The organism is Rhodococcus sp. OK302, assembly GCF_002245895.1.
Taxonomy (GTDB): Bacteria; Actinomycetota; Actinomycetes; order Mycobacteriales; family Mycobacteriaceae; genus Rhodococcus_F.
The window spans coordinates 4357741-4383150 of the sequence record NZ_NPJZ01000001.1; the positions used below are offsets into that span (position 1 = coordinate 4357741).

A 25410-nucleotide genomic window follows, 5' to 3' on the forward strand; every position below is an offset into this window, starting at 1 on the left:
AATGGCAAATTACCTACACACCATCTCGCGTCGCGACCCCTGCACGCGACGGCCGAATTACCCGAAAACATACCTAGATCGGGTTCCCACCCGACCGATCGATATCCAAATTGCGGCATCCGCAACTATTGCGGCGGACGCAGTTCACCCAGTTGCCCGGTGAGGGCTGCCAATCCCACTCCGAGTAGGCCGACGGCCATGAACCCGCAGATCAGTGCCAGCACACTGACGATCAGAAACTGAGCGACGACTCCACGCGAACGTGTTGTGCCGAGCGGACCCATCTCGCCTTTGCAGAATCCCTGGGCCGGCGCCGAATACTCCACTATCCGAGCGGGCCCGGGAGAAATGACGTCGGTGCAGCGTCCGATAGTCGATTTCAGCGATTTCGACCTTCGCTCATTGACATAGACATCGATCGACAGAGGCTGTGTGTCCGGAATCGCCAGACGGTGCTCGCCCCAGGGAAGTACTTCGGTTTTGCCGTTGATCGTGACTATCGGATGATGTGAGGCGCCCCACAAGAGAGCAATCTTCGACCGCTTCAAAACAATCAGAACAGTCCCGGGAACCGGCCCCGTCAGGGGATGAGACTCGATCACGTCAGCGTTCCGTTCCGTTCTGTTCTCGGGTGGTCTCGACTGGGAGGATCCGCGCCATCAACCATATCCGCGACACACGTCGGGTCGGCAACTCCCACAATAGGGAATTACCGACCCGAGTTGTCTCTACCGACTACAGATACTGACCCGTGTTCGACTCCGTGTCGATTGCGCGGCTGGCACTGGCATTCTTGCCGGTGACGAGGGTGCGAATGTAGACGATCCGCTCCCCCTTCTTTCCTGAAATACGTGCCCAGTCATCAGGATTGGTGGTGTTAGGCAGATCTTCATTCTCGGCGAACTCGTCGACAATCGAATCGAAGAGATGCTGAACCCGCAACCCGGGTGCACCGGTGTCGAGGACCGACTTGATTGCGTACTTCTTGGCACGGTCGACGATGTTCTGGATCATGGCACCCGAGTTGAAGTCCTTGAAGAAAAGAACTTCCTTGTCACCGTTGGCGTAGGTGACTTCGAGGAACCGATTCTCCTCACTCTCCGCGTACATCCGATCGACGACGCGCACGATCATTGCCTTGAGGCACGCCGTACGGTCTCCACCGAACTCGGCGAGGTCGTCGGCGTTGATCGGCAATTTGTCCACCAGGTACTTCGAGAAAATATCCTGAGCGGATTCGGCGTCGGGACGCTCGATCTTGATCTTCACGTCGAGTCGGCCCGGACGCAGGATGGCAGGGTCGATCATGTCTTCGCGGTTGGACGCACCGATCACGATGACATTCTCGAGACCTTCGACGCCATCGATCTCACTGAGCAACTGCGGAACGACCGTCGTCTCCACGTCGGAGGAAACACCCGAACCGCGGGTCCGGAAGATCGAGTCCATCTCGTCGAAGAACACGATGACGGGGGTACCTTCGGAAGCCTTCTCGCGCGCACGCTGAAAGATCATCCGAATGTGACGCTCGGTTTCACCGACGAACTTGTTGAGAAGTTCCGGTCCCTTGATGTTCAGGAAGTAGGACTTGGCGTCCTTGCTGTCCTGTCCGCGGGCTTCGGCGATCTTCTTAGCCAACGAGTTGGCAACGGCCTTCGCGATGAGCGTCTTTCCACAACCGGGCGGTCCGTAGAGCAGTACTCCCTTCGGCGGCCGGAGCGAGTACTCGTGGAACAGATCCTTGTGCAGGAAGGGCAATTCGACGGCGTCGCGAATCTGCTCGATCTGACGACCGAGACCACCGATGTCGTCGTAGTGAACGTCCGGAACTTCTTCGAGGACCAAGTCCTCGACCTCCGCCTTGGGGATGCGTTCGAAGGCATACCCGGCCTTGGAGTCGACAAGGAGCGAGTCGCCGGGTCGGAGTTTGCGGGTTGGAGAATCCGCGTCGTAGGCGATGATGTCGGCCTGGGGATCCGCGAAGACAGCGGCCAGCGGCGCCGCGAGCCACACGATCCGCTCCTCGTCCGCGTGTCCGACGACCAGTGCACGCAGGCCGTCGTCGAGCACTTCACGCAACGTGCTGATCTCACCGACCTGCTCGTACGTTCCGGCCTCGACGATGGTGAGCGCCTCGTTGAGTCGCACCGTCTGCCCGAGCGCGAGGGTTTCAGTGTCAATGTTCGGTGAGCACGTCAGCCGCATCTTGCGGCCAGAGGTGAACACGTCGACAGTCTTATCCTCGTGGACCGCGAGGAGTACTCCGTAGCCGCTGGGCGGCTGCCCGAGTCTGTCGACTTCTTCGCGCAGCGCGATGAGCTGCTGGCGAGCTTCTTTCAGCGTGTCCATCAACTTGCCGTTGCGGATGGCGAGCGAGTCAAGTTTCGACTCCAACTCCCGCACCTGCTCCGGTGACTGTGCAAGCTGACGGCGCAGAACCTGAAGTTCCACTCGTAACGCGTGAAGCTCTTCTGCTGCCGCAACCGAATCCGGGTTCTCTGTCGAGCTCATGTGCGTCTCCTCCCAGTGCGATGCATCAACGCTACCGGCATCAGGGCCCAAGTGTCGCCAGACACGGTGTGGGAGTGAGATTTCACTGCTGCACATTTGTCCCGGTTGCCAGTACTGACCCTCAAGTAGGTCATGTTAGCCTTGCCTACAAGATGGAGACAGCGCCTGTCTCTACTACAACGAAAGGTCACGCTGTGATCATCCGCAAGACTCTTGTCAGCGCTTGTGCCGTCGCTGCAGTTCTCGCCCTCGGCGCCTGTGGCTCCGACGACTCGAAGGACACGGCTGCTGCCACCTCGACTTCTGTAGCTGCCGCCACCTCCGCGAAGTCGACGTCCGCATCGACTGCTGCCGCACCGACCGCCGACGAGCTGAACGCCGCACTGATCACGCTCATCGATCCGGCAAAGCCGATCGCCGAGAAGACCGCACTCGTTGTCGACGGCTCCGCACGCCAGGCCAACATCGACACCATGGGCACGGCACTTGGCGCCAACCCCGCGTACAAGATCACGTTCACCGTCGAGAACGTCAAGGTCGACGGTGAGACTGCAACTGCTGACGTCGCTATCGTCAGCCCGCACGGAACCATGCCCGGCACTCAGTGGACATGGGAGCTCGAAGACGGTTCCTGGAAGCTCGCCGATACCTCCGCGTGCACGCTGTTCGAAATGGGTCGCGCGCCCTGCGCATAAGCCTTTGAAACAAAAAGAACGGCGATCCGGAATCTCGGATCGCCGTTCTTTTGTTCTGCCAGTGACTATTTGGCTGCTGCCGTGTTGGAACCCTTGCCCGCGCGACGCTGCGGCTTCGGGGTCACAGTTCCCTCGGCGAGACGACGCGCACTGATCAGGAACGCGGTATGCCCCTGCATGCGGTGCTCGGGTCGCACGGCCAAGCCGACCACATGCCAGCCGCGGACGATGGACTCCCACGAGCGCGGTTCCGTCCAGCATTCCTGCTCACGCATTGCCTCGACGACCTTCGACAGCTGAGTCACGGTCGCCACGTAGACGATCAGAACGCCGCCGGGAACCAGAGCATTCGCCACGGCCGGCAGAACATCCCACGGTGCAAGCATGTCGAGAACAACTCGATCGACCTTGCCGCCGTGGTTATCCGGGTCGAAGTCCGCGAGATCCGCGATGGTCAATTCCCAGTTCGGGGGACGCTCACCGAAGAATGTCTCGACATTGCGAACCGCGTGTTCGGCGTGATCGTCGCGGACCTCGTAGGACATGACCTTGCCCTCGGGTCCGACTGCACGAAGCAACGAACATGTCAGCGCGCCGGAACCGGCACCAGCTTCGAGCACACGAGCGCCGGGGAAGACGTCGCCCTCATGGACGATCTGAGCCGCGTCCTTCGGGTAGATCACCTGAGCGCCGCGGGGCATCGACAGCACGTAGTCGACGAGCAACGGGCGCAATGCCAGGTACGGGGTGCCGTTGACCGACTTGACGACGCTACCCTCGTCGGCACCGATCAAATCGTTGTGCACGATTCCACCCTTGTGGGTGTGGTACTCGCGGTTGGCCTCGAGCACGATCGTGTAGTGACGACCCTTGCCGTCCGTCAGCTGGACGCGGTCGCCGACACGGAACGGTCCGGACGGACGCTTTCCGGGGGCGGTGAGCTCGGGCTCAGCCAACTCAACGACCTCGAGGTCAGTTGCAATTTCTGATGTTTCAGAGACATCTGTTTCAGGGACATCTGTTTCAGGGACATCGGCGACAGCGGACTGCGTAACCTCATCCACTTCGGTTGTGATTTCTTCCGGTTGCAGCTCGTTCGCCATGCGTGAGTAATCCCTGTTCGTTTGTTCCGGCGTCCTCGCCACCGGCTCCGACGGAGTTGTCGGACCAGTCCTCTAGCCTGCCAGGTGTGAGCTCTGCAGAACTGCCAGCCCCCTCCCAAACGGGTGCAACGTCACAGGAGCGCCCGCGCAGCCGGCCCGCACTGTCTCCTTCGCGTGCAGGTGACTACAAACAATGCCCGTTGCTCTACCGGTTCCGGGCCGTCGACCGAATCCCCGAAGCTCCCACACGAGCGCAGGTCAGAGGCACTGTTGTTCATGCTGCCCTCGAAGCACTGTTCGGATTACCCACGGGCGAGCGTGTTCCGGATCGTGCAGCCGAATTGGTAAAGCCTGCGTGGGAGCGCGTGAGCACCGAATCTCCCGAGGTAGCAGAGTTGATTTCCGCCGACAATCTTGACGAGTTTCTCGCCGAAGTAGGCAAGTTGGTCCAGACGTATTACACCCTCGAAGATCCGACGCGTTTCGACGCCGAAGCCTGCGAGGTCTACGTAGAAACCGAACTCGACAACGGTGTACCGCTGCGCGGATTCGTCGATCGGATCGACGTCGCATCCACCGGAGAGGTCCGGGTGGTCGACTACAAGACCGGCAAGGCGCCCCGCGAGTTCACGGAGTCCAAAGCGATGTTCCAGATGAAGTTCTATGCGCTGGTTCTCCTACGGACCCGCGGAATCGTCCCGGCTCAATTGCGCCTGATCTACCTGGCCTCGGGATCGATCCTCACGTACGCGCCTGATCACGACGAACTCGTTCGGTTCGAACGCACACTGTCGGCAATCTGGAAGGCGATCCTGGAGGCAGGTGCGAGCGGAGACTTCCGCCCCAAGCCTGGCAAACTGTGCGATTGGTGCAATCACAAGGCCCTGTGCCCCGCCTTTGGCGGCACCCCACCGCCGTACCCGGGTTGGCCCGATCTACTCAGCACCGAAGTTGTTGCTGCAAAGGAGAATACGTAGATGATCGACAGTTCGTACTACCGCTTTCTGGGCGCTACCGAGGAAGGCCACGAGCGGTTTGCGAGTACGCAGGCCACGGTAAGCAACTGGGGACCAACGCTCCAGCACGGCGCTCCCCCGTCGGCACTTCTGGTGCGCGCGCTCGAGCGTTGCGGTGCCCGCGAGGGAACCCGCCTGACGCGGGTTGTCGTGGAGATTCTCGGACCGATCCCCATTGCGGAGATCGAGGTTCGCTCCTGGATCGAACGTCCCGGCCGCAAAGTCGAATTGATCGTTGCCGAACTGTGGGCGAGCGCTCCGGACGGGTCCTCACGCGCAGTGGCCCGCGGTACGGCGTGGCGCATGGAAACCACGGACACTGCCGACGTCGTACACGTGGTGGATCCGCCACTGGAACCACGCGAGAGCGGAAAATCCGTCGACCTCACCGGCATGTGGAAGGGTGGCTACCTGGACACCCTCGACTGGTCCTGGATCGCCGAAATCGGTTGCGCGGGAACCGGAAAGGTCTGGGCAAAGCCCAATCCTGCGCTAGTCGAAGGCGAGGAGTTGACGGCTCTCGAACGCCTCTTCGTCATCGCCGACATCTCCAACGGCGTCGGAGCAAAACTCGATCCCGACCACTGGACCTTCCTCAACACCGATCTGACCGTCCATATTTTCCGGGTACCGGAAGGTGAATGGATCGGAGTATCCGCTGAAACAACCACCGGGCCCGACGGCGTCGGTATGTGCGCCGGAGTGCTCTACGACGAGCTGGGCGCAGTCGGCCGCATCGCCCAGACATTGCTGATTCGCGCCCGTTCCTGAGAACTGTCGCATCACGTCCGCGAGGCCTGGCGCAACCATCGGTCTCTGCAGGCATGAGGAAACCTGCTCATGCCTGCAGAGACGATTGGGTTCGCGGGCGTCAGCGCCAGAATTCGGCGAGCTGCTCGGCAACGGCGCTGCCTTGCTCGTAACCCGCTCGAGCGGCGGGCGGACGCAGCGACAGATCCATCGCATTTGCGCCGAACAGGTGCTTGGAGCTGCTGTCCGGGAAGATCGTCTCGACTCTGCTGCCGCGTGCGCGTAGTTCGTCGACCTGCGCCGCGAGCTGCATGCCCCAGTCCACCGGTTGCAGTGCCCTGCCACCAAAGGGTGACAACACCAGGACCCGCCCGTATCCGCCTGCGAGATCAGCATTCTCATTACGTCGGTAGCCGCCGTCAATGTATCGGTTGTCCCCGATTCCGTAGGGAAGGCCACTGGCACAGCTGGCGGCGACGGCGTCCGCCAGGTCGACTCCGCTGTGGCGGTCGAACACGGCTGGTTCACCGGTATGCGCATCGACCGCCGTGATGAGCACCGTTCGTTTCGGCCAGCGCTGACTGGGCAGCCGGGAAGCGACGGTGGCGCGCCACTGCGTTTGCCAGGAGCCGTCTGACGCCGCATCCATGGCGAGTGCCGACGCACCCATTCTGCGGCGCATGTCGGCCGCATCCTCAGCGGCGGCGATGATCTTGCCTATCCGCTCCAGGTGGTCCGACACCGGCCTGATCGGAACGCGTCCTCCGCCGGATCCGACCGCACCGGGCCCTTGTTGAGGGGCGGCGGCAAGTATGGCGGCAAGCAGCTCGGTCGGGGTCGCGCCGGCTAATTGAGCTGCGGCCGTCGAGCCGGCGGACGTCCCGATGGTCAGGTCGGCCGTGGTCACGTCCAGCCCGGCATCGAACAGGCCGGCAATGACGCCGATCAACCAGGCGTTGCCTGTCGATCCGCCGCCACCGAGGACCAACGCTCGCTCGCCAACGGCGCGTACTCGTCTTGTGGTGTCGACTTGCGACTGATTCTGTTCGGACCTCGGCAGGCCGGAGGCCGTCGTCGAAATGGTGTGCAGAGACGAAGTAGATGTGGTGTTCATGGGAGTCGCCTTTCGCGAATTGCCTGGCGGGCGCTCCCAGCGGCGACTAACTCAGTCGCGCAATCGTGGACTGCAGGGAGCACCCAGTGCGGATACTGCGTTCATGGGTTTCACCTCCTGCCAATGGATTACGATCGCCAACACGTTAGCATGCCGGCGACGTAAAACGCTCGGCAGGGATCCCTGCCGAGCGTTTTACGTGATAGCTAATTCGGTTGTGTAACAACGACTCTTCGAATTCGAGTCAGTCACACAATCAGAAAGCGCGTACCGAGCGGATGTTCGACGCGAGGATGGCCCGGGCACCGAGTTCGGCCAGGGCATCCATCACCTGATTGTGATCCTTGATGGCAACCATGGCGCGTACCGCGACCCAGTCCGGATCAGCCAGCGGCGAGAGCGTCGGCGATTCCATGCCCGGCGTCATCTTGATGGCTTCGTCGAGGATGCTGCGCGGGCAGTCGTAATCGATCATCAGGTTCTGCTGCGCGAAGACGATTCCGCGGACACGCTCGATCAGCAAGTTGCGGGCGGCGTCGTCCTGCGGAGAGCCAATGCGTTCGATCAGGACGCCTTCCGAATCGCACAGCGAATCGCCGAAGGCGACAAGGTTGTGCTGACGGAGCGTACGACCGGAACCGACAACGTCGGCGATGGCGTCGGCGACACCGAGCTGGATGGAGATCTCGACGGCACCGTCGAGGCGAATAACCGTCGCCTCGATGCCGCGAGCAGCGAGGTCCTGACGAACGAGGTTCGGGTACGACGTGGCGATGCGCAGGCCCGCCAGATCTTCGACAGTCCAGTCCTTGCCGGCGGGTGCGGCGTAGCGGAACGACGAACGGCCGAAGCCGAGTGACAGCCGCTCGGAAACCTGAGCACCCGAGTCGCCGGCCAGATCGCGACCGGTAATACCCAGATCGAGTTCACCCGATCCGACGTAGATGGCAATGTCCTTGGGACGCAAGAAGAAGAACTCGACCTGATTAGCCGGATCGAGAACCGTCAGGTCACGGGAATCGGTGCGACGACGGTAGCCGGCTTCGCTGAGGATTTCGGCGGCAGACTCGGACAGCGAGCCTTTGTTGGGAACTGCGACGCGCAACATCAGTGAACGTCCTTTCGGAAGGTGATGGGTCAGACGTGGGAAATGTGAACTCGGAACCGTCGGGTCAGATCCGATTCACAGATGTCGGTACACGTCTTCGAGGGTCAGCCCACGGCCGACCATCAACACCTGCGTCCAGTACAAAAGCTGGGAAATTTCTTCGGCTAGCTGTTCATCGCTCTGGTACTCCGCAGCGATCCACACTTCACCGGCTTCCTCGATGACCTTTTTGCCCTGTGCGTGAACACCAGCATCGAGGGCGGCGACAGTGCCGGACCCCTCGGGACGGGTGGCAGCACGCTCGGTCAACTCGGCGAACAAGGATTCGAAGGTCTTCACAGGTAGCCATTCTTTCACGAGAGGGGAACTGGTTTTCACAGGGCCACGCACGAGTCCGTCACAAGCCCATGTCGAGCGCGCGGGAGCTGACGAACCGGCGTGTGTGCCCGGTGATCGGGTCCGGGTACTCCAGCGCCCGAGCCAGGAGCCGCAGAGGCGTAGTGAAGTCACCCGGTGCCGACGGGCGGTAATGCGGGTAGTAGTTGTCGCCGACGATGGGGACCCCGAGCGAATTCAAATGCAGCCGAAGTTGGTGGGTGCGCCCGGTCCGCGGGAACAACCGGTATCGGCCAAACGTCGCACCTGCGGAATCAGTGCCGGTCGAGGTCAGCTCGATGCGGGTTTCACTGTTCGGTTCACCCTCCACCTCGGTAGCCGTCATCTCGCCGTGCACCTTGTTGATCCGGCTGCGGACCGTCCGGGGAAATGTCAGCTCCGGATCAAAACCGGCGATCGCTTCGTATTCCTTGACGATCCGCTGCTGCGCAAACAATTCCTGGTACGGCCGACGCAGATCTGGCGTCACGGTGAACACGATGACTCCGGCGGTCATGCGGTCCAGCCGATGGACCGGGGCGAGGTCAGGTAGGTCGAGGTCGCGCCGCAGCCGCACGACCGCACTTTCCACGATGTGCGCCCCACGCGGAATGGTCGCGAGGAAATGCGGCTTGTCGATCACCAGGATCTGCTCGTCGCGATGCAGGATCTCGATCTCGTGCGGAACCGGAATCTCGGGTGCCGGCTCGCGGTAGAAGTACACGAAACGCGTGGGCTGATACCGGGTGTCCGACGAGATGGTTCGGCCGTGCTCGTCTACTACGCCGCCGGTGTCGACAAGATCGGTCCACAGCGCCCGTTCGTCCGGAAACTCACCGGTGAGGTACTCCAGAACTGTGCGCGCCTCGGATTCCCGGGGCATCCGCAACCGATCCGGCCCGAGCCCGTTTCGGATCGGCAGCGGCGCCTTAGGCACTTCTCAGGCCTGTTCGAGGTCGGGTGAGCAACTCTCGCACAGCAATTCGAGGGTGCGACCGTCGCCGTCGATTCTGTTGCGGAATCTAGGTGTCGGCGTTCCACAATCAACACACACGCCGATAGTTTTTGCCTCCGACGAGAATTCGATGTTCATGCGCTTGTCGAAGACGTAGAGCGAACCGTCCCACAAGCCCTTGTCACCGAACGTCTCGCCGTAGCGGACGATCCCGCCGGCAAGCTGGTATACCTCGCCGAATCCACGTGACCGCATCATCGACGAGAGCACCTCGCAGCGCACTCCCCCGGTGCAGTACGTGACAACTGCTTTCCCCTTGAGGTGGTCGTACTTGCCGCTGTCGAGTTCATCGACAAAATCCCGCGTGGTCGTCACGTCCGGAACTACAGCGTCGCGAAAACGGCCGATCTCGGCTTCGAACGCGTTGCGGCCGTCGAAGAAGACGACGTCGTCGCCGCGACTGTCGACCAGCTCGTGAAGTTCCTTCGGCGCCAGATGAACTCCGCCGCCGACAACACCGTCCACGTCGACCTCGAGTTCGTCGGGCGCACCGAACGTCACGATCTCGCTGCGCACCTTGACGGACAGCCGCGGAAAATCATTGCCGAGACCGTCGGACCACTTGATGTCGGCCATTTTGAAGGGCGCATAACTGCGGGTGCCTTTTACGTACCGTTTGACGCCTTCGATGTCGCCACCGACAGTGGCATTGATCCCGTGCTTCGAGATCAAGATTCGTCCGGTCAGATTGTTGGACTCGGCCAAGCTGTGCTGCCACAGCTTGATCGCTTCCGGATCAGCCAATGGCGTGAACTGGTAGAACAGAACAATTTTCGGAATAGACACCAGTCACACCAACCTAACGCGACACAGACGAGTGAACGTCGTGAAGATCATGAACAGACAAACCCGCCAAGGACTCTCGGAACACCCGGCCGGGTCCGGTAGCGACATCGACCTCACACGGAACTACCAACACGGCACATCCCGCAGCAGTCGCCGACGCCGTTCCGGTCGGTGAATCCTCGATGGCCAAACACTGCGCCGGATCGAGCCCGAGAAGGTGAGCGCCCCGCAGATACGGATCGGGAGCGGGCTTTCCCGCCGGCACCTCGTCGCCGCACACGGAATGGTCGAAGAATTCACGGCCGAGCATCCCGAGCGCGCGTTCCACCAGTACCCGCTCGGTGTTGGTCACCAGTGCCGACCGAAGACCGCCGTCCCGAACGGTTGCGAGAGCCTCCTGTGCACCGGGCCGCCACGTCACGCCGTCCTCGAAGAGGTCGCCGACGCGGGTGTACATCCAGTCCTTCGCCTCGGCAACAGCCTCCGGATGCTGCTCGAGGTCGAGCGAATCGAAGAGCGTCGCCAGCGCGAACGGGCTGGATGCGCCGATGACGGCAACACGAGTCGCCTCCGTCATCGGCCCACCCAGACGCAGCGACAACTCACGAAGCGCGATGTCCCACAGCTTCTCCGAATCGAGCAGGGTGCCGTCCATATCCCACAGGACACCACCGAGCGTCGATCCGGGGACCTCGGTCAACACATCAGACATTGAAGTACTTGGCTTCCGGGTGGTGCAGGACAAATGCGTCCGTGGACTGCTCCGGGTGCAGCTGCAGTTCCTCGGACAGTTTGACGCCGATCCGCTCGGGTTCGAGTAGGGCGACCATCTTTGCCCGATCCTCGAGTTCCGGGCACGCACCGTAACCGAACGAGTAACGCGCGCCGCGATATTCGAGGTCGAAGAAGCCGGCTACGTCCGTCGGATCCTGCTCGGCGACTGTGTGCCCACCGGGCAGTACCAGTTCTTCACGAACACGACGATGCCAGTACTCGGCCAGCGACTCGGTGAGCTGAACGCCGATACCGTGAACTTCGAGGTAATCGCGGTACGAGTTGGAGGCAAACAGTTCGTTGGCGAAGTCTGCGATCGGCTGACCCATCGTCACCAACTGGAACGGCAGGACGTCCACCTGACCCGTTGCTTCCGCATCCTTGCGCGAGCGCACGAAGTCCGCGATGCACAAGAAACGGTCCCGGTGCTGACGCGGGTACGTGAACCGGAATCGTTCCGGCGCATCCGGCCTCGGTTCGGTGAGCACGATGACGTCGTCGCCTTCGGACACAGCCGGGAAGTAGCCGTACACCACGGCCGCATGCGCAAGAATGCCCTCGGCTGTCAATCGGTCAAGCCAGTAGCGCAGGCGCGGCTTTCCTTCGGTCTCGACCAACTGTTCGTACGTCGGGCCGTCACCCTTACGTTGGCCACGAAGTCCCCACTGCCCCAGGAACAACGCACGCTCGTCGAGCAAACCGGCGTACTCGGACAGTGCGACGCCCTTGACGATACGGCTGCCCCAGAACGGCGGGGTCGGGACCGCGACGTCGGCGGCAACGTCGGAGCGTTCCGGCACAACTACCGGAACTTCCTCAGCCTTACGCTTTTCCGCAATCCGCTTGGAACGCTCGTGGCGAGCCTTGCGCTCAGCTGCCTTCTCACGAGCCGCCATTGCCTCGGGGCTGTCCGGAGCCGGACCGCCGCCGCGCTTGGCGGTCATGATCTGGTCCATCAGATTCAGACCCTCGAAGGCGTCACGGGCGTAGTTGACCTCGCCGTCGTAAACCTCCTGAAGATCATTCTCGACGTACGAGCGAGTCAGCGCGGCGCCGCCGAGCATGACCGGGAACTGCTCCGAAACTCCGCGAGCGTTCAGTTCCTTGAGATTGTCCTTCATGACGACTGTCGACTTCACGAGCAGACCGGACATACCGATGACGTCGGCCTTGTGCTCGATAGCAGCATCCAGAATGGTCGCGATGGGCTGCTTGATTCCGAGGTTCACGACGTCGTATCCGTTGTTGCTCAGGATGATGTCGACGAGGTTCTTGCCGATGTCGTGGACGTCGCCCTTGACTGTCGCGATCACGAGACGGCCCTTGCCGTCGTCGTCGGTGGCTTCCATGTGCGGTTCGAGGAACGCCACGGCAGCCTTCATGACCTCAGCGGACTGAAGCACGAACGGCAACTGCATCTGACCGGAACCGAACAGCTCGCCGACGGTCTTCATGCCGGAAAGCAGTGTCTCGTTGATGATTTCGATCGGCGACTTTTCCTTCATCGCCTCGAGGAGATCGTCGTCGAGGCCATTGCGCTCACCGTCGACGATGCGAGATTCCAGACGCTTGAACAGCGGAAGGCCGGCGAGTTCCTGCGCGCGAGATTCGCGTGCCGACGCAGCCGAGACGCCCTCGAAGAGTGCCATCAGCTTCTGCAGCGGGTCGTAGCCTTCGCGGCGACGGTCGTAAACCAAGTCGAGTGCCGTCTCGCGATGCTCGTCCGGAATACGCGCCATCGGCAGGATCTTGGACGCGTGGACGATCGCCGTATCCAGACCGGCTTCGGTGCATTCGTGCAGGAACACCGAGTTCAGAACCTGACGAGCCGCCGGGTTCAGGCCGAACGAGATGTTGGAGATACCGAGCGTGAAATGCAGTTCGGGGTACAGCGCCTTGAGCTGACGGATGGCTTCGATGGTCTCGATGCCGTCGCGGCGCACCTCTTCCTGGCCCGTGGAAATCGGGAAGGTCAAAGCGTCGACGATGATGTCGGACTCGGCAAGACCCCAGTTGCCCTTGATGTCTTCGATCAGGCGCGTCGCGATCGCGACCTTGGTCTCGGCGGTACGAGCCTGGCCCTCTTCGTCGATGGTCAGAGCAACAACGGCAGCGCCGTGCTCCTTGACCAGCTGCATGATCTTGTGGAAGCGCGACTCGGGGCCGGCGCCGTCTTCGTAGTTGACGGAGTTGACCGCGCAACGCCCACCGAGGTGTTCGAGACCGGCCTGCAGGACAGCAGGTTCGGTGGAGTCGAGCATGATCGGCAGCGTCGACGCCGTCGCCAAGCGGCTGGCGAGTGCTGACATGTCGGCGGCACCGTCGCGGCCCACGTAGTCGACGTTGAGGTCGAGCATGTGTGCGCCGTCGCGGGTCTGATCCTTCGCGATATCGAGGCACTTCTGGTAGTCCTCGGAAAGCATCGCGTCGCGGAATGCCTTGGAGCCGTTGGAGTTGGTGCGCTCACCGATCATCAGGATGCTGGCGTCCTGCTCGAACGGAACAGCCGAGTACAGCGACGACGTGCTGGCTTCGTGAATCGGGGTGCGCTGCGCCTTCTCGACCTTGCGGACGGCCTCGGCGACAGCGCTGATGTGCTCGGGAGTCGTTCCACAGCAACCGCCGACCAGACCGAGACCGAACTCGGCGACAAAACCGCTCAAGGCTTCGGCCAACTCGTCGGCACCCAACGGGTACTCGGCGCCATTGGGGCCGAGCTGCGGCAATCCGGCGTTGGGCATGACCGACACCGGCAAGGTCGAGTACTTGGACAGGTGACGCAGATGCTCACTCATCTCTGCCGGACCGGTCGCGCAGTTGAGGCCGATCATGTCGATACCGAGCGGCTCGAGCGCGGTCAGCGCTGCGCCGATCTCACTGCCGAGGAGCATGGTTCCGGTGGTCTCGACCGTCACGTGCGTGATGATCGGCAGACGCAGGCCCAACTGTTCCATCGCGCGCTGGCTACCGATGATCGCGGCCTTCACCTGAAGAAGGTCCTGGCAGGTCTCGACCAGAATGGCGTCGGCGCCGCCGTCGATCATGCCGAGGGCAGCCTCGGTGTATGCGTCACGCAACACCGCGAAAGGCGCATGGCCGAGGCTGGGCAGCTTGGTTCCCGGCCCCATCGAGCCGAGAACGAAGCGGGCCATGCCGTCACGGCCCGGTCCCATCTCGTCAGCGACCTCACGAGCAAGAGCGGTGCCCTTCAGAGAGAGTTCACGAATTCGATGCGAGATGTCGTAGTCGGCGAGGTTGGGCAGGTTGCAACCGAAAGTGTTGGTCTCGACAGCATCTGCACCGGCGGCAAAGTATGCGCGGTGGATGTCTTTGAGCACGTCGGGGCGGGTGTCGTTGAGGATCTCATTGCACCCCTCGAGTCCGAGGAAATCATCTAGTGTGAGATCCGCGGCCTGCAACATGGTGCCCATCGCTCCGTCGCCGATGACAACGCGCTGTTTCAACGCATCAAGCAGGGCAGAGTTAAATGAGGCAGACATGCCGTCCAGAGTAGTGGGCGTACCGACATGCTCTGGCCGTAGGCTAGGTGGGTGAGTCCAAGTGAGTTCCCCGTCACTCCCGACGGCCCGGTCGATTTCGACGATTCCGCGGCCTTCGAGAGTCCTGATCGCCCTGAGGGCGACATCCCCGTGCTGCGCGATCCCATTCTTGTTGCGGCATTCGAAGGCTGGAACGACGCCGGTGACGCCGCCAGTGGTGCGGTCGAGCACCTCGGACTGATCTGGGACGCGCAACCGCTGGCCGAGCTCGATTCCGAGGACTACTACGACTACCAGGTCAACCGCCCCACGGTACGTCAGATTGACGGCGTCACCCGCGAAATCGTCTGGCCTGCTACACGTTTGTCGGTCTGCTCGCCTCCCGGCAGTCAGAGCGACATCGTTCTGCTTCACGGCATCGAACCGAATATGCGCTGGCGAAGCTTCTGCGAGGACCTGCTCGAACTGATCGACCAGCTCAACGTCAAAACTGTCGTCATCCTCGGTGCACTACTCGCGGACACCCCGCACACTCGGCCGGTTCCGGTCACCGGAACGGCCTACAGCAGCGAATCCGCGGCTCGATTCAACCTCGAACAAACCCGATACGAGGGCCCGACCGGAATCACCGGAGTTCTCCAGGACGAGTGCGTCCGCGCCGGTGTACCGGCCATTTCCTTCTGGGCGGCAGTGCCGCACTACGTGTCTCAGCCTCCTAACCCCAAAGCTACGGTGGCACTGCTGCAACGAGTCGAGGACGTTCTCGACATCGAGGTTCCGCTCGGCGGACTTCCGGCCCAGTCCGAGGACTGGGAGGAGGCAGTCAACGAAATGACCTCCGACGACGAAGAAATCGGCGAGTACGTCCGCACTCTCGAGGAGCGCGGCGACGCCGAAACCGACATCACGGAAGCTATCGCAAAGATCGACGGCGACGCGATCGCAGCCGAATTCGAGCGGTACCTGCGTCGACGGGGCCCGGGCAGCTTCGGGCTGTGAGCAAGAACACAACCAATGGCAACGCGAACCATCCCCGGTCGATCCGCCTTCGCCTGCAACTGATCGCGCTGTACGCCGGCGGGTTTCTCGGCCCGTTCGGCGGCGGCGTCGTCGTATCCACGCTCCCCGAGATCGGCGACGATCTCGGGGTCGGACCGTCAGCGGCCGCGTCGTCGCTCACCGCGTATCTGTTGCCGTTCGCGGCACTGATGTTGGTGTCGGGAACGCTCGGTTCCCGGTGGGGCAAGGTTCGGACCGTCCGCATCGCCTACGGGGTGTACGTCATCGCGTCCGTGGCATGCTTCCTTGCTCCGACGCTGGAAATATTCCTCGCAGCCCGCGTTCTACAGGGCTCCGCAAATGCGTTCACCACTCCCCTGTTGCTCGCATCATTGGCGGCCGCCACACCGCAGGCGCGCCTCGGTCGCGCACTCGGAGCCTTCGGCGCATTTCAGGCCGCCGGCCAATCATCAGCACCGCTGATCGGCGGCTTGGCTGCCGAATTCGATTGGCGTTTGGCATTTCTCATCATCGCCGTCGTTGCCGGCCTACTCGGGGCCATCGGGTTACCGACCGCCGACAAGGCAACCGCCACCACCCCTGCACGGCTACGCGACGCTCTCCGCCCCGAAGTTCTCCGCATCGGCATCGCCGCCCTACTGGGCTGGGGCGCACTCGGCGGACTGAGCTTCCTGATCGCCTTCCGCTTCGAGGATGAATTCGCACTCACACCGACCGTCCGAGGCCTCCTGCTGACGCTCTTCGGTCTCGCAGGCATCCTGTGCGCGCGGCCGATCGGAATATTGATCGACCGCATCGGTGCCCGATCCTCGGTGCTCATCGGTGCGATCGGCGGTTCGATCCTCGTGACCATCGTCGGGTTGGCCACCGTCATCCCTGCCATCGCGATCGCCTGGTTTGTTGCCGGCATAGCCAGCCAGTTCGTCCTCGTCGGAGTCAATGCGGCAGTACTGGGTTCACAAGGCCCCAACCGAGGCGGCGCCGTGTCTGTCGTCCAAGCAATGCGCTTCGGCGGCGCCGCGTTGGCACCCATCGCCTTGACCCCCGTCTACGACGTGTCACCCGTCGCCAGCTTCTTGATCCCCGCGGCGCTCCTTGCGCTGGTGACTCCCCTGGTGATGCCGAAACCACGCTCGAAGGCGAAATGAACCCCGGACCTCTGTGCTTGTTCGGAAATTTTGAGTTGCAGGTCGTGAGTTTCTCGAATTGGTGAGGGCTGTTGGTTGATGCTCGACGGATTAACCAATATTCGGAAAATCTGTGGTTTCCGTCAACGACAGATATTGATACCATTGGAACATGAGCGAAGCTGAGTCGGAACCGGAACGCCCCATCGACATTTTTCGTCGATCCGTCGAGATCATCGAAGAAAACTTGCCCGCCACCTGGTCTTTGTCCACGAAGCGCTCCCCCGACCTCTCCGAAGCGCCCCTTCGTCTCGATCTCCGCTCCCCAGACGGCTCGGTCGCACAGTTCGGCGTCTACGCCGCACACGGAGTCCTGAGCAGCGACGTTCCCGGAATCGCCGACCGCTTCCCCGCCGGCCAGTCCGGCTTCGTCTGCGCCAAATACCTGTCCGAACCCGTGCGCCGCCAACTCGACGCCCACGCTCTCTCCTACGCCGATGCCACCGGAAACGTCTCCCTGACGGCCGACCGTCCCGCAGTGTGGGTGCGCGGCCGGGGCGCCGACGCAGATCCGTGGCGCGGCCCCGGCCGTCCGTCGGGCCAGCTCAGCGGCGATCCGTCGGCTCGCGTCGTACGAGCCCTGGCCGATTTCGCCCCACCGTTGGCGATCACTGCCCTGGTGCGCTTGGCCGGCGCGTCGACCGGCGCAACATATCGAGTTGCGCAGACACTGGCAGATCGTGAATTGGTGACCAGACTCCCCCGCGGCGGAATCGCTGACGTCAACTGGCCGAAAATGCTGCGTGCGTGGGCTCAGGAATCGGTAGCCAAAGCTCCCACACCCCACGGCTTTCATGCCCCCGACGGCCTCGAGGCTCTCTTCGGGCAACTACGCCAACTCAGTGGACACATCTATGCCGGCACCGCGTCGGTCGCCGCCGCACCCTTCGCACGGTACGCACCCACACAGCGCGCGCATTTTCACGCGGACAACGTCGACCAATTTGCCGACGCTCTGGGCCTGCGACGCGTCGAGAGTGGCGCCGACGTCTGGGTCACCGCTCCGCTCTCTCCATCGGTGTTCGACAGAATCCTCACCCGGGACGGCATCCGGATCGTCGCACCGAGCCAGGCGTACGCCGACCTCCTCGCGGGCCCGGATGCCAACGAAGAGGCTGCCGAGTACCTGTTGTCCTGGATGATTGCCAACGAATCGCAGTGGCGACGCGCCGCCTCCCCTGCTACGGACAGACCGTAGGAAAATTCGCGGGGCACTCTCGCCTACCCTGTCATGGTGAACGAAACGCCTACTCGTGATGCAACAGCGTCGACACGTGCACCGGCGTACGCCGATACAAACCGATTGAAACTGTTTTCGTTCACCGTCGCGGAGAAGCGGGCGGAGTACCTCTGGGTGCTTCGGGCTTTCGACCACGCGCGTGCCAACTACACCGTCCTGCTCCATTCCGGGACTGTGGCGCAGATTCTCGAGAAGATCGGCGGCGGGGATCCCGCCGCACAGTTGTCGTCGGCCGAGGTCGCTCCACTGTTGGATCAGCTGCACGTGTGGGAAATCCTCGAACGCAGCTACGACGGCACCCGCGCCGCGTCGCTGGCCGAGTACCGCAACCGGCATTTCGTTTACCAGTTCGGCCAGGCCGGCTACCAGGTGTATCGATCCGTCGAAGACGTCCTGGCTGCCCGCCTCGACAATTCGTCGCTGTCACGATTGGCGCTGGCCGATCTGCTCGCCGACATGTCGGAATTGGCCGAGGCCAATCGGACGTCGGACGGCGACCTCATCTTCCGCAAATTGAAGCGCCTGGACTCGACGCTGTCCGACATGGCCGATCGCGCTGCACACTTCTATCTGACGCTCGGCGATCTTGTCCGAACCACCGAAGTCACGCCGCAGGCGTTCTTGAGTCACAAGGACGCGCTGTTGACGCACATGCGCGAGTTCAGCTCTGACCTTGCGCGTTATGCACCCAAGCTCAAAGAAGCGATCGAGCATGTCGAGTCGACCGGTGTCGATCGGATGATCCGCCTCGCGGCGGCCAGTGACGAGCGGGTGTTCGTTCCGATGGCCGAACGCGAAGACGACTGGATGGCCCGCTGGCGCGGTTTGACCGCGTGGTTCGTATCAGCTGAATCGGGGATCAGCGAGTCGGAGCGTCTGCGCGAAGGAACCATGAGCGCCATCGCCGCAGTCCTCGCATTGTTGCGCCGGGTGACGGAAACCCGCAAAGGCGGGGTCAGTCGCGAAAGCCAGTTACGCCATCTTGCAGGGTGGTTCGCGGCGACGCCGTCGGAGGATGCTGCTCACGCGCTCTTCCAGGCGGTGTTCGATCTCGGACGTCCCCGGCATCTGTCGATGGTGCATCCGGATGCCGACATCATCTCGCACAACCGTTCCTGGTGGGACGCGCCGCCGGTCGAGATTGCCCGCACTCTCGCCGAAACGGGCCGTCCGCCGTCACCGGGCCTGCCCGGCAAGGTCGCGCGCAACGACGGCAGTATCCGTCGACTCCGCGAAGAGCAGTTGGCTACCCAGCGAACCCGCAGTGCCGCAGCACAATCGCTGGCATCGAACGGCGTCTACGAACGTGAACTCAACGAGCAGGAGACCGAAGTTTTGCTGAGTCTGCTCAACGCAGCACTGACAGCCCGCGTGCCCGTCGTCGGCCGCGTCAAGAGTTCCACCGGCAGCGAGAACGGGGTCAAGCTGACGCTGAGCCCCTCCGATGGTTCCACCACCATCAAGACTGCCCGCGGACGCATGCACCTCGACGGCATCGAGGTCAGCGTCCGATGAGAGCTCGCGAGATCACTCCCCTGGCCCTCGATTCGTATCAGCGTGCGGCGCGAATCATCCTGTCCAATCACTTGGTCACCACGTCGTATCCGGATCGCGCGGCGTTGCCACTCCTGCGTCGGTGGGCTACCGAACTGCGCGACGACCTCCTCGAACTGTTCGGCTACCGCCTCGAAGTCACCGAGACGACGGCCCGGTTGTTCACGGTCTCGGACCGCCTCAACCCGTCGGCACCCGCTCGCACCGCGACCGAGCGCACGTTCGACCGCACCCGGTACTCGTACCTGGCACTGTGCCTGGCTGCTCTCGGCCGCGCCGGCAACCAGATCACGTTGTCGGAGTTGGCCGATCACGTTGCCGCCGATGCCGCTCAGGTGGACGGCGTCGAATTGTCCACCGATCGGGCGTCGGACCGAGACGCGTTTGTCGACGCGGTCGGCTGGCTCGGTGTTCGCGGCGCCATCGCTCTCGCCGACGGCGACGCCAATGGCTGGGCGTCCAATCCCGAAGCGGGAGAGGCTCTTTACGACATCGACCGATCCGTCGTCGTTGCGCTGTTCCGCCCACCCCGCGCCCTGCAGCACCTGCATTCCATTCGAGGTCTTCTCGCCGCCGAGACATCCACGGCATCCGAAGAAGACGGAGTTCCCGTGGACGCCAAGGAGATCGGGCGACGGGTACGTCGGGCGCTCGTCGAACGGCCCGTCGTGCTGGCCGGCGAACTCGACGAACATGAACTGATCGCGCTCGCCCAGCCCAAAACCGCTGTGGAAGTAGAACTGCTGACCGGACTGATCGCCGAGCGTCGGGCCGAGGGTATCGCGATGATCGATCCCACCGGACGTTTGTCGGACGTGCGCTTTCCCAGCACCGGCACCATCGCTCAGGTCGCGTTACTGTTGGCGGGCGAAATTTCCGATCGAATTCTCGACGTCGACGCCCCGGAACTGGCGAAGCTTCCCATCCCCCATGAATCCGATGAGTACCTGATCGAACAACTCGATGCAGCGATCCCTGAAGCCGGAATCTTCGAAGACCTCGCCGACGAAGAAGTTCCCACACTCGGGCCCGCGCCGGAACCCGTGGATCCCCCGGAACCGGTGACGTACCCGTTGATCGAGGACGACTGGCTCACCGACAAGATCGCCGAGTTGGTGGACCGGTTCGGCCGAACATTTGCCGCGCAGTGGCAAGCCGACCACAAGGGACTGCGTACGCAATCGCTCGGCCTGCTGCAACGATTGCGACTGACCCACGCCGTTCCCGGCGGAGTGCTGGTCCTCCCCGTCCTCGCACGCTATCGAGACGTAGTGGTCAGCGTCCGCGAGCGCGATCCTCTGATCGATTTCGCGGTCGACAACTCAGCACCAGATACTGCTAGCGAATTTTCCGGCACGACAGAAGAACCAGAGGTAGAGAACGCATGAACAGCGCCCGCTTCCGACCTACTCGGGCCGGCATCATCAACCTCTGGGACTACCGCGACCAGGAATTTTCCTTCGCTGACGGCCGCCTCGTTCTGCGCGGACCCAACGGTTCCGGCAAGACCAAGGCCCTCGAGGTTCTGTTCCCGTTCGTCTTCGACGGTCGTATCGAACCGCGGCGTCTCAACCCGTTTGCCGGCGAAGAACGCACCATGAAGTCCAACCTGCTCTACCGCGGGCAGGACAGCGCGCACTCGTACGTGTGGATGGAATTCTGTCGCGGGTCGATGGAAGAGCCCGAAGCCGTCACCGTCGGCATCGGTATGCGCGCCACCCGTACCAACGACAAGGTCACTCGTTGGTACTTCGTTGCCGACGGCCGGGTAGGCGTCGACTTCTCGTTGATCGGCAACGACGATCGTCCGCTGACCAAGAAGCAGTTGGCCGAACAGCTCGGCAGTGACGCGATCACGGACCGCCCCCTCGACTACCGCACTGCGATCGATGCGCGCATGTTCGGACTCGGTGTGCAGCGCTATGACCAGCTCATCAACCTGATCCTGACGCTGCGTCGTCCGCAGCTCGCGAAAAATCTTGATCCGAAGGGACTTTCGCAGGCACTGACCGACGGTCTGCGTCCCCTCGACGATCAGTTGGTTCTCGAAGCCGCGCGTTCGTTCAGTGACATGGAAGAGGTCGGCCGCGCACTCGAAGGACTCGCCGCCGCCGATCAGGCCGCCCAGAGTTTCATCGGCGTCTACACCAAATACCTCCGTCAGCAGTCGCGTGGCGAAATCGAGCAGGTCGGAGCCCGCCTCGCTGCGGTCGCCAAAGGTGTTGCCGCCATGGATCAATCATCCTTGGCTCAGATGCGCAGTCGTGAGGCCCGCGCCGGCGCCGAAGAGCGGTTCAACGCAGCCGAGCAAGCTCTCGACCACGCGCGCGCCAATGTCGAAGCGCTGCAACGCTCCAGCGCCTACGAAGGCAAGCAGCAGCTCGATGATCTGGCGCAGGCCGTCTCGACACTGAAATTGTCGACGGAGCAGCAGGCAGACAAGTCACGCAAGGCGCAGGCAACTCTGGCGCAGCGCGGCGACGAAGCCGAGAAAGCCCTCGCATCCGTACGTCGCGGCGCTGAGGCACTCTCGCGCGCCGAGGACGAACTGCAAGCTGCAGCGGAAGATGCGGGCATCGTCTGGACTCCCCTGCCGGACGGTTCGCGGACCGACCAGATCACCACCGCAGTGCGGGGTCATGCCGAAGAACGCGACGGTGACGTCCGCGTCGTACGCGCCGCTCTCGCGACCGTCGAGAAGGCTGCCACCGAGCGGACCCGTGCCGAGAACTCGTCGCGCCGTGGTCAGGAACTGCTCGAATCAGCCAAAGCCGCTGTGCTCGAGGGCGAAGCAGCAGTGGAACTTGCGCGCAGCGAATGCGCCGCGGGCCTCCGCTCCTGGTGGACCCAGCATTCCGCGCTGCTCGAAGCCGTCGGTGCTGGTACCTCACTGTTCGACGCCCTCGACGCGGCGCTGGCTGAGGTGGGAGACGAGGACGCCCCGACGTTGGCAGCCGTACTCGCCGAAAACATCGAGGCCGGAACGGAAGCACTGCGGGAGCGTCGACGCGAAGCGGAAGCAGAAATCGCTGCTTCGAAAGCTGCCGTCACAACACTGAAAACCGAACGCAAAGCTGTCTCGGCGGAACATGACGATGCTCCGCCCACGTTCCACGCACGCACCGACAACCGAAAAGACCTGCCCGGCGCACCGTTCTGGCGCCTGGTTCGCTTCGCGGATTCCGTCTCGCCCGAGGTTGCTACCGGAATCGAATCCGCGCTGCAGGCCGCCAACATGCTGGACGGCTGGGTCTGCCGAGACGACAAGTTCCCCGAATTTGTCAGTGAACAGTTCCTCACCGCACTTCCCGTGAAGGCACGCCCCAAGGGCCGCACGCTCGCCGACGTACTCGAAGTCGAAGGCAATTCCGAGGTTTCCGACGCGCAGGTCCAGGCAATTCTCGAGTCCATCAGCCTGGTCGAATCCGCCGACGAGGCCACGGCGTCCGTCGCAATCGGAGTCGACGGCAGGTTCTGGCAGGGCGTAGTTCGCGGACGCCACGTCAAATCCGACGCCGAATACATCGGAACCACGGCGCGAGCGCGTCGTCGCGCCGCGCGGATCACCGAGATCGATGCGGCACTCGACGAGTTGGCTGCCGCCGCCGACGCTGCCAAGGCACTGGTAACACAGACCAATCAGCAGTTGTCTCAGATCACCATGGCTGCAAAAGAACTCCCCAAAACCGGGTCCATCCTGCGGGCACTCAAATCCGTCGCGGAATCGGCCGGCGCACTGCGCTCTCGATCGGACGCCACCGAAACCGCGCAGCGTGAACTCGACTCGGCTATTGCCGATCTGGCCGCCAAGGAGAAGCAACTCCGGGCAACGGCAGTGGCGCATCGTACTCCGCATGTTGCCCGCGAGCTGGATTCCTTGGCAGCAGCAATTCGCCACTTCGAGAAGCAGGGCGAGTTGGCATTGCGGTGCCGACGCGAACATGCCAAAGAGGTGGAACTCGAACGCGAATCGAGTGATCGTCTCGACGAATCACGCGCCAACGCCGAAGAATTCGCCGAGGAAGCCGCAATCGCGGAAGAGAGCCTGCTCGGGCAGGTTCAACGTCTCGAGACACTGCGCGACACCCTCGGTTCCAGTGCCGAGCAGATTGATCTCGACCTCGCCAAAGCGCGTGCGAAGATCGAGGAGTGCAAGGTCGAACAGCGCACAGCGCGCAAGGCTTACGACGCGGCGGTTCTCCAGATCGGTACCGCCGAAGGCGCTTACAACACGGCCGTCGAAACCCTGCGCCACACACTGACCGAAACACGCAGCGACGCAGAACGACTCGCGCCTTATGCTCGACCTGACCTGCTGGATCTACTGGGGATCAACGAACACCTGAGTTGGCCGGCCAGTTCAGCCGCCTGGATGAGCCCCGATCAACTGGTCTATCGAATTCAGAACGAGGACCGCACCGACGACGCCACTCACCCGCCGGTTCTGCCCGAAGATGTGGACAAGCTGTACCGGGCGCTCGAAGCAGCCACGTCGACTGTCCGCGTCACGGACGGTGCCCGCAAGGCCACCCGCACTGCGCTGACCTCGGCATTGCAGGAGTTCGATGCCCAACTCGCCGCTGCGGGACAGGACTACCGACTGCAGTGGGACGCGCCCGACGGACTCACCGTCGTACGCGTGCAGGACGAGCAGGGATACTCGTCGATCGGTGAATTCGCAACCCGAATCCACGACGCCCGCGGAGATCAGGAACAACTGCTCACCGAATCCGAGCGTCGTATCCTCGAGGATGCCTTGCTCACCGGATTGGCGCAGCAAATCCACGAGCGCACGGTCGACGCTCGCATCCTCATCGCTCGGATGGGCACCGAGATGCGTGAGCGTCACATGTCCTCCGGCAACACCATCGGTGTCCACTGGGTTCTCGCCGACAACCTCGACGACAGCTCCCGCGCTATCTCCAAACTGCTGGATCGGGATGCGTCGGCGCTGGGGGTCGACGAATTGGCGACGCTCCGAGCGCATTTCGCGACACAGATCCGCACGGCCCGCGCTGCCCATCCCGAGCGGTCTTACCCGGAGATCCTCTCCTCCGCCCTCGACTACCGGCAGTGGCGGTTCTTCTCCTTCACCCTCATCAGCGGTGAAGGCAAGGAAGACCGTCTCACCGTCGCCCGGCACAGCGCGCTGTCCGGTGGCGAACAGTCGGTGTCACTGCACCTTCCGCTGTTCGCCGCTGCGCACGTCATGCTCGATTCGGCAGATCCGCATGCACCGCGGCTACTTGCCCTCGACGAGGCATTCGCCGGCGTCGACGACAACGGCCGCAGCGAACTGCTGGGATTGAGCGTCCAATTCGACTTGGACCTCTTCATGACCGGCTACGACCTGTGGATCACGTACGCCGATGTACCCGGTTGCGCGCATTACGATCTGGCGCATTCGACATCCGAGCAGGCGGTGAGTGCGGCACTACTGGTCTGGTCGAACGGTGAGCTACTGGCAGAGCACGACGGAACTGATCTGGCGCGCGCACTCGGTTCACCGTTGCGGCGACGCGTCCCGGCACCGGCCGAGGGTGCGCTCGACTACGCCGAGAACGCACTGTGATGTTCCGATGACCGTCACGATTGAGAATTAGGGCCGAGACCCGGTGGGCAAGAAACCGTTTAAGACGAAACAGTTTCCCGCCGGGTCTTC

19 protein-coding genes are annotated in these 25410 nt (G+C 62.7%); 9 read left to right on the top strand and 10 right to left on the bottom strand.

Annotation, left to right across the window (positions count from 1 at the left end; translation table 11 throughout):
* Positions 1-125 precede the first annotated feature (125 nt).
* Positions 126-602 carry a hypothetical protein gene (locus BDB13_RS20010; protein ID WP_094273313.1) on the bottom strand — a complete coding sequence of 159 codons (477 nt, stop codon included), beginning with the start codon at positions 600-602 and terminating at the stop codon, positions 126-128.
* 133 nt (positions 603-735) lie between these two features.
* Positions 736-2511, bottom strand: coding sequence for a proteasome ATPase (gene arc / locus BDB13_RS20015; RefSeq protein ID WP_094273315.1), 1776 nt, complete (start codon positions 2509-2511; stop codon positions 736-738).
* 194 nt (positions 2512-2705) lie between these two features.
* On the opposite strand from arc, the gene BDB13_RS20020 reads away from it, so the two are divergent.
* Positions 2706-3206, top strand: coding sequence for a hypothetical protein (locus tag BDB13_RS20020; RefSeq protein WP_094273317.1), 501 nt, complete (start codon positions 2706-2708; stop codon positions 3204-3206).
* Between the two features lie 65 nt (positions 3207-3271).
* Here BDB13_RS20020 and BDB13_RS20025 read toward each other — a convergent pair whose 3' ends face one another.
* Positions 3272-4309, bottom strand: a complete 1038-nt coding sequence (locus tag BDB13_RS20025; RefSeq protein ID WP_254922891.1) for a tRNA (adenine-N1)-methyltransferase — start codon at positions 4307-4309, stop codon at positions 3272-3274.
* Positions 4310-4395: 86 nt separating this feature from the next.
* Here BDB13_RS20025 and BDB13_RS20030 point away from each other — a divergent pair, with 86 nt between their 5' ends.
* Both BDB13_RS20030 and BDB13_RS20035 read left to right on the top strand, forming a co-directional pair.
* On the top strand, positions 4396-5286 hold the full coding sequence (locus BDB13_RS20030; protein WP_094273319.1) for a RecB family exonuclease: 891 nt from the start codon (positions 4396-4398) through the stop codon (positions 5284-5286).
* Positions 5287-6096 (top strand): thioesterase family protein, encoded by an 810-nt coding sequence (locus BDB13_RS20035; RefSeq protein ID WP_094273321.1) that lies wholly within the window; start codon positions 5287-5289, stop codon positions 6094-6096.
* A gap of 100 nt (positions 6097-6196) precedes the next feature.
* Here BDB13_RS20035 and BDB13_RS20040 read toward each other — a convergent pair whose 3' ends face one another.
* The 7 genes from BDB13_RS20040 to metH all read right to left on the bottom strand — a co-directional run bounded on the left by BDB13_RS20040 (position 6197) and on the right by metH (position 14747).
* A complete protein-coding gene (locus BDB13_RS20040) occupies positions 6197-7189 on the bottom strand; it encodes a patatin-like phospholipase family protein (protein WP_094273323.1) in 993 nt (330 codons plus the stop codon).
* A 256-nt stretch (positions 7190-7445) separates the two neighbouring features.
* Complete coding sequence (gene hisG / locus BDB13_RS20045; RefSeq protein ID WP_094273325.1) at positions 7446-8297, bottom strand: ATP phosphoribosyltransferase; 852 nt, start codon at positions 8295-8297, stop codon at positions 7446-7448.
* 75 nt (positions 8298-8372) lie between these two features.
* Complete coding sequence (locus tag BDB13_RS20050) at positions 8373-8636, bottom strand: phosphoribosyl-ATP diphosphatase (RefSeq protein WP_003944933.1); 264 nt, start codon at positions 8634-8636, stop codon at positions 8373-8375.
* Positions 8637-8694: 58 nt separating this feature from the next.
* Complete coding sequence (locus BDB13_RS20055; protein ID WP_094273327.1) at positions 8695-9609, bottom strand: pseudouridine synthase; 915 nt, start codon at positions 9607-9609, stop codon at positions 8695-8697.
* A gap of 3 nt (positions 9610-9612) precedes the next feature.
* The gene (trhO, locus tag BDB13_RS20060) at positions 9613-10473 is read right to left on the bottom strand and encodes an oxygen-dependent tRNA uridine(34) hydroxylase TrhO (RefSeq protein ID WP_094273329.1); all 861 of its coding nucleotides are present in this window, start codon (positions 10471-10473) and stop codon (positions 9613-9615) included.
* Between the two features lie 13 nt (positions 10474-10486).
* Complete coding sequence (locus BDB13_RS20065) at positions 10487-11185, bottom strand: HAD family hydrolase (RefSeq protein ID WP_094273331.1); 699 nt, start codon at positions 11183-11185, stop codon at positions 10487-10489.
* Positions 11178-14747: a methionine synthase gene (metH, locus tag BDB13_RS20070; RefSeq protein ID WP_094273333.1), complete on the bottom strand. Its 3570-nt coding sequence runs from the start codon at positions 14745-14747 to the stop codon at positions 11178-11180. Before metH ends, BDB13_RS20065 begins: the two co-directional genes overlap by 8 nt.
* Positions 14748-14798: 51 nt before the next feature.
* Between metH and BDB13_RS20075 the strand changes: the two genes are divergently transcribed.
* The 6 genes from BDB13_RS20075 to BDB13_RS20100 all read left to right on the top strand — a co-directional run bounded on the left by BDB13_RS20075 (position 14799) and on the right by BDB13_RS20100 (position 25320).
* Complete coding sequence (locus BDB13_RS20075) at positions 14799-15746, top strand: PAC2 family protein (protein WP_094273335.1); 948 nt, start codon at positions 14799-14801, stop codon at positions 15744-15746.
* The gene (locus tag BDB13_RS20080) at positions 15743-16915 is read left to right on the top strand and encodes an MFS transporter (RefSeq protein WP_094273337.1); all 1173 of its coding nucleotides are present in this window, start codon (positions 15743-15745) and stop codon (positions 16913-16915) included. The genes BDB13_RS20075 and BDB13_RS20080 overlap by 4 nt, the downstream gene beginning before the upstream one ends.
* Before the next feature lie 151 nt (positions 16916-17066).
* Positions 17067-18152: a hypothetical protein gene (locus BDB13_RS20085; RefSeq protein ID WP_094273339.1), complete on the top strand. Its 1086-nt coding sequence runs from the start codon at positions 17067-17069 to the stop codon at positions 18150-18152.
* 105 nt (positions 18153-18257) lie between these two features.
* Positions 18258-19709 carry a TIGR02677 family protein gene (locus BDB13_RS20090; protein ID WP_094275053.1) on the top strand — a complete coding sequence of 484 codons (1452 nt, stop codon included), beginning with the start codon at positions 18258-18260 and terminating at the stop codon, positions 19707-19709.
* Entirely contained in the window at positions 19706-21136 is a 1431-nt protein-coding gene (locus BDB13_RS20095; protein WP_094273340.1) for a DUF2398 family protein, read from the top strand. The genes BDB13_RS20090 and BDB13_RS20095 overlap by 4 nt, the downstream gene beginning before the upstream one ends.
* Positions 21133-25320, top strand: a complete 4188-nt coding sequence (locus tag BDB13_RS20100) for a TIGR02680 family protein (protein ID WP_094273342.1) — start codon at positions 21133-21135, stop codon at positions 25318-25320. The genes BDB13_RS20095 and BDB13_RS20100 overlap by 4 nt, the downstream gene beginning before the upstream one ends.
* Positions 25321-25410: the final 90 nt, after the last annotated feature.

Coding starts and splice junctions, on each gene's coding strand:
- arc (WP_094273315.1), bottom strand. CDS start 2,511: ATGAGCTCGACAGAGAACCCGGATTCGGTTGCGGCAGCAGAAGAGCTT.
- BDB13_RS20025 (WP_254922891.1), bottom strand. CDS start 4,309: ATGGCGAACGAGCTGCAACCGGAAGAAATCACAACCGAAGTGGATGAG.
- BDB13_RS20035 (WP_094273321.1), top strand. CDS start 5,287: ATGATCGACAGTTCGTACTACCGCTTTCTGGGCGCTACCGAGGAAGGC.
- BDB13_RS20040 (WP_094273323.1), bottom strand. CDS start 7,189: ATGAACACCACATCTACTTCGTCTCTGCACACCATTTCGACGACGGCC.
- hisG (WP_094273325.1), bottom strand. CDS start 8,297: ATGTTGCGCGTCGCAGTTCCCAACAAAGGCTCGCTGTCCGAGTCTGCC.
- BDB13_RS20065 (WP_094273331.1), bottom strand. CDS start 11,185: ATGTCTGATGTGTTGACCGAGGTCCCCGGATCGACGCTCGGTGGTGTC.
- metH (WP_094273333.1), bottom strand. CDS start 14,747: ATGTCTGCCTCATTTAACTCTGCCCTGCTTGATGCGTTGAAACAGCGC.
- BDB13_RS20085 (WP_094273339.1), top strand. CDS start 17,067: ATGAGCGAAGCTGAGTCGGAACCGGAACGCCCCATCGACATTTTTCGT.
- BDB13_RS20095 (WP_094273340.1), top strand. CDS start 19,706: ATGAGAGCTCGCGAGATCACTCCCCTGGCCCTCGATTCGTATCAGCGT.
- BDB13_RS20100 (WP_094273342.1), top strand. CDS start 21,133: ATGAACAGCGCCCGCTTCCGACCTACTCGGGCCGGCATCATCAACCTC.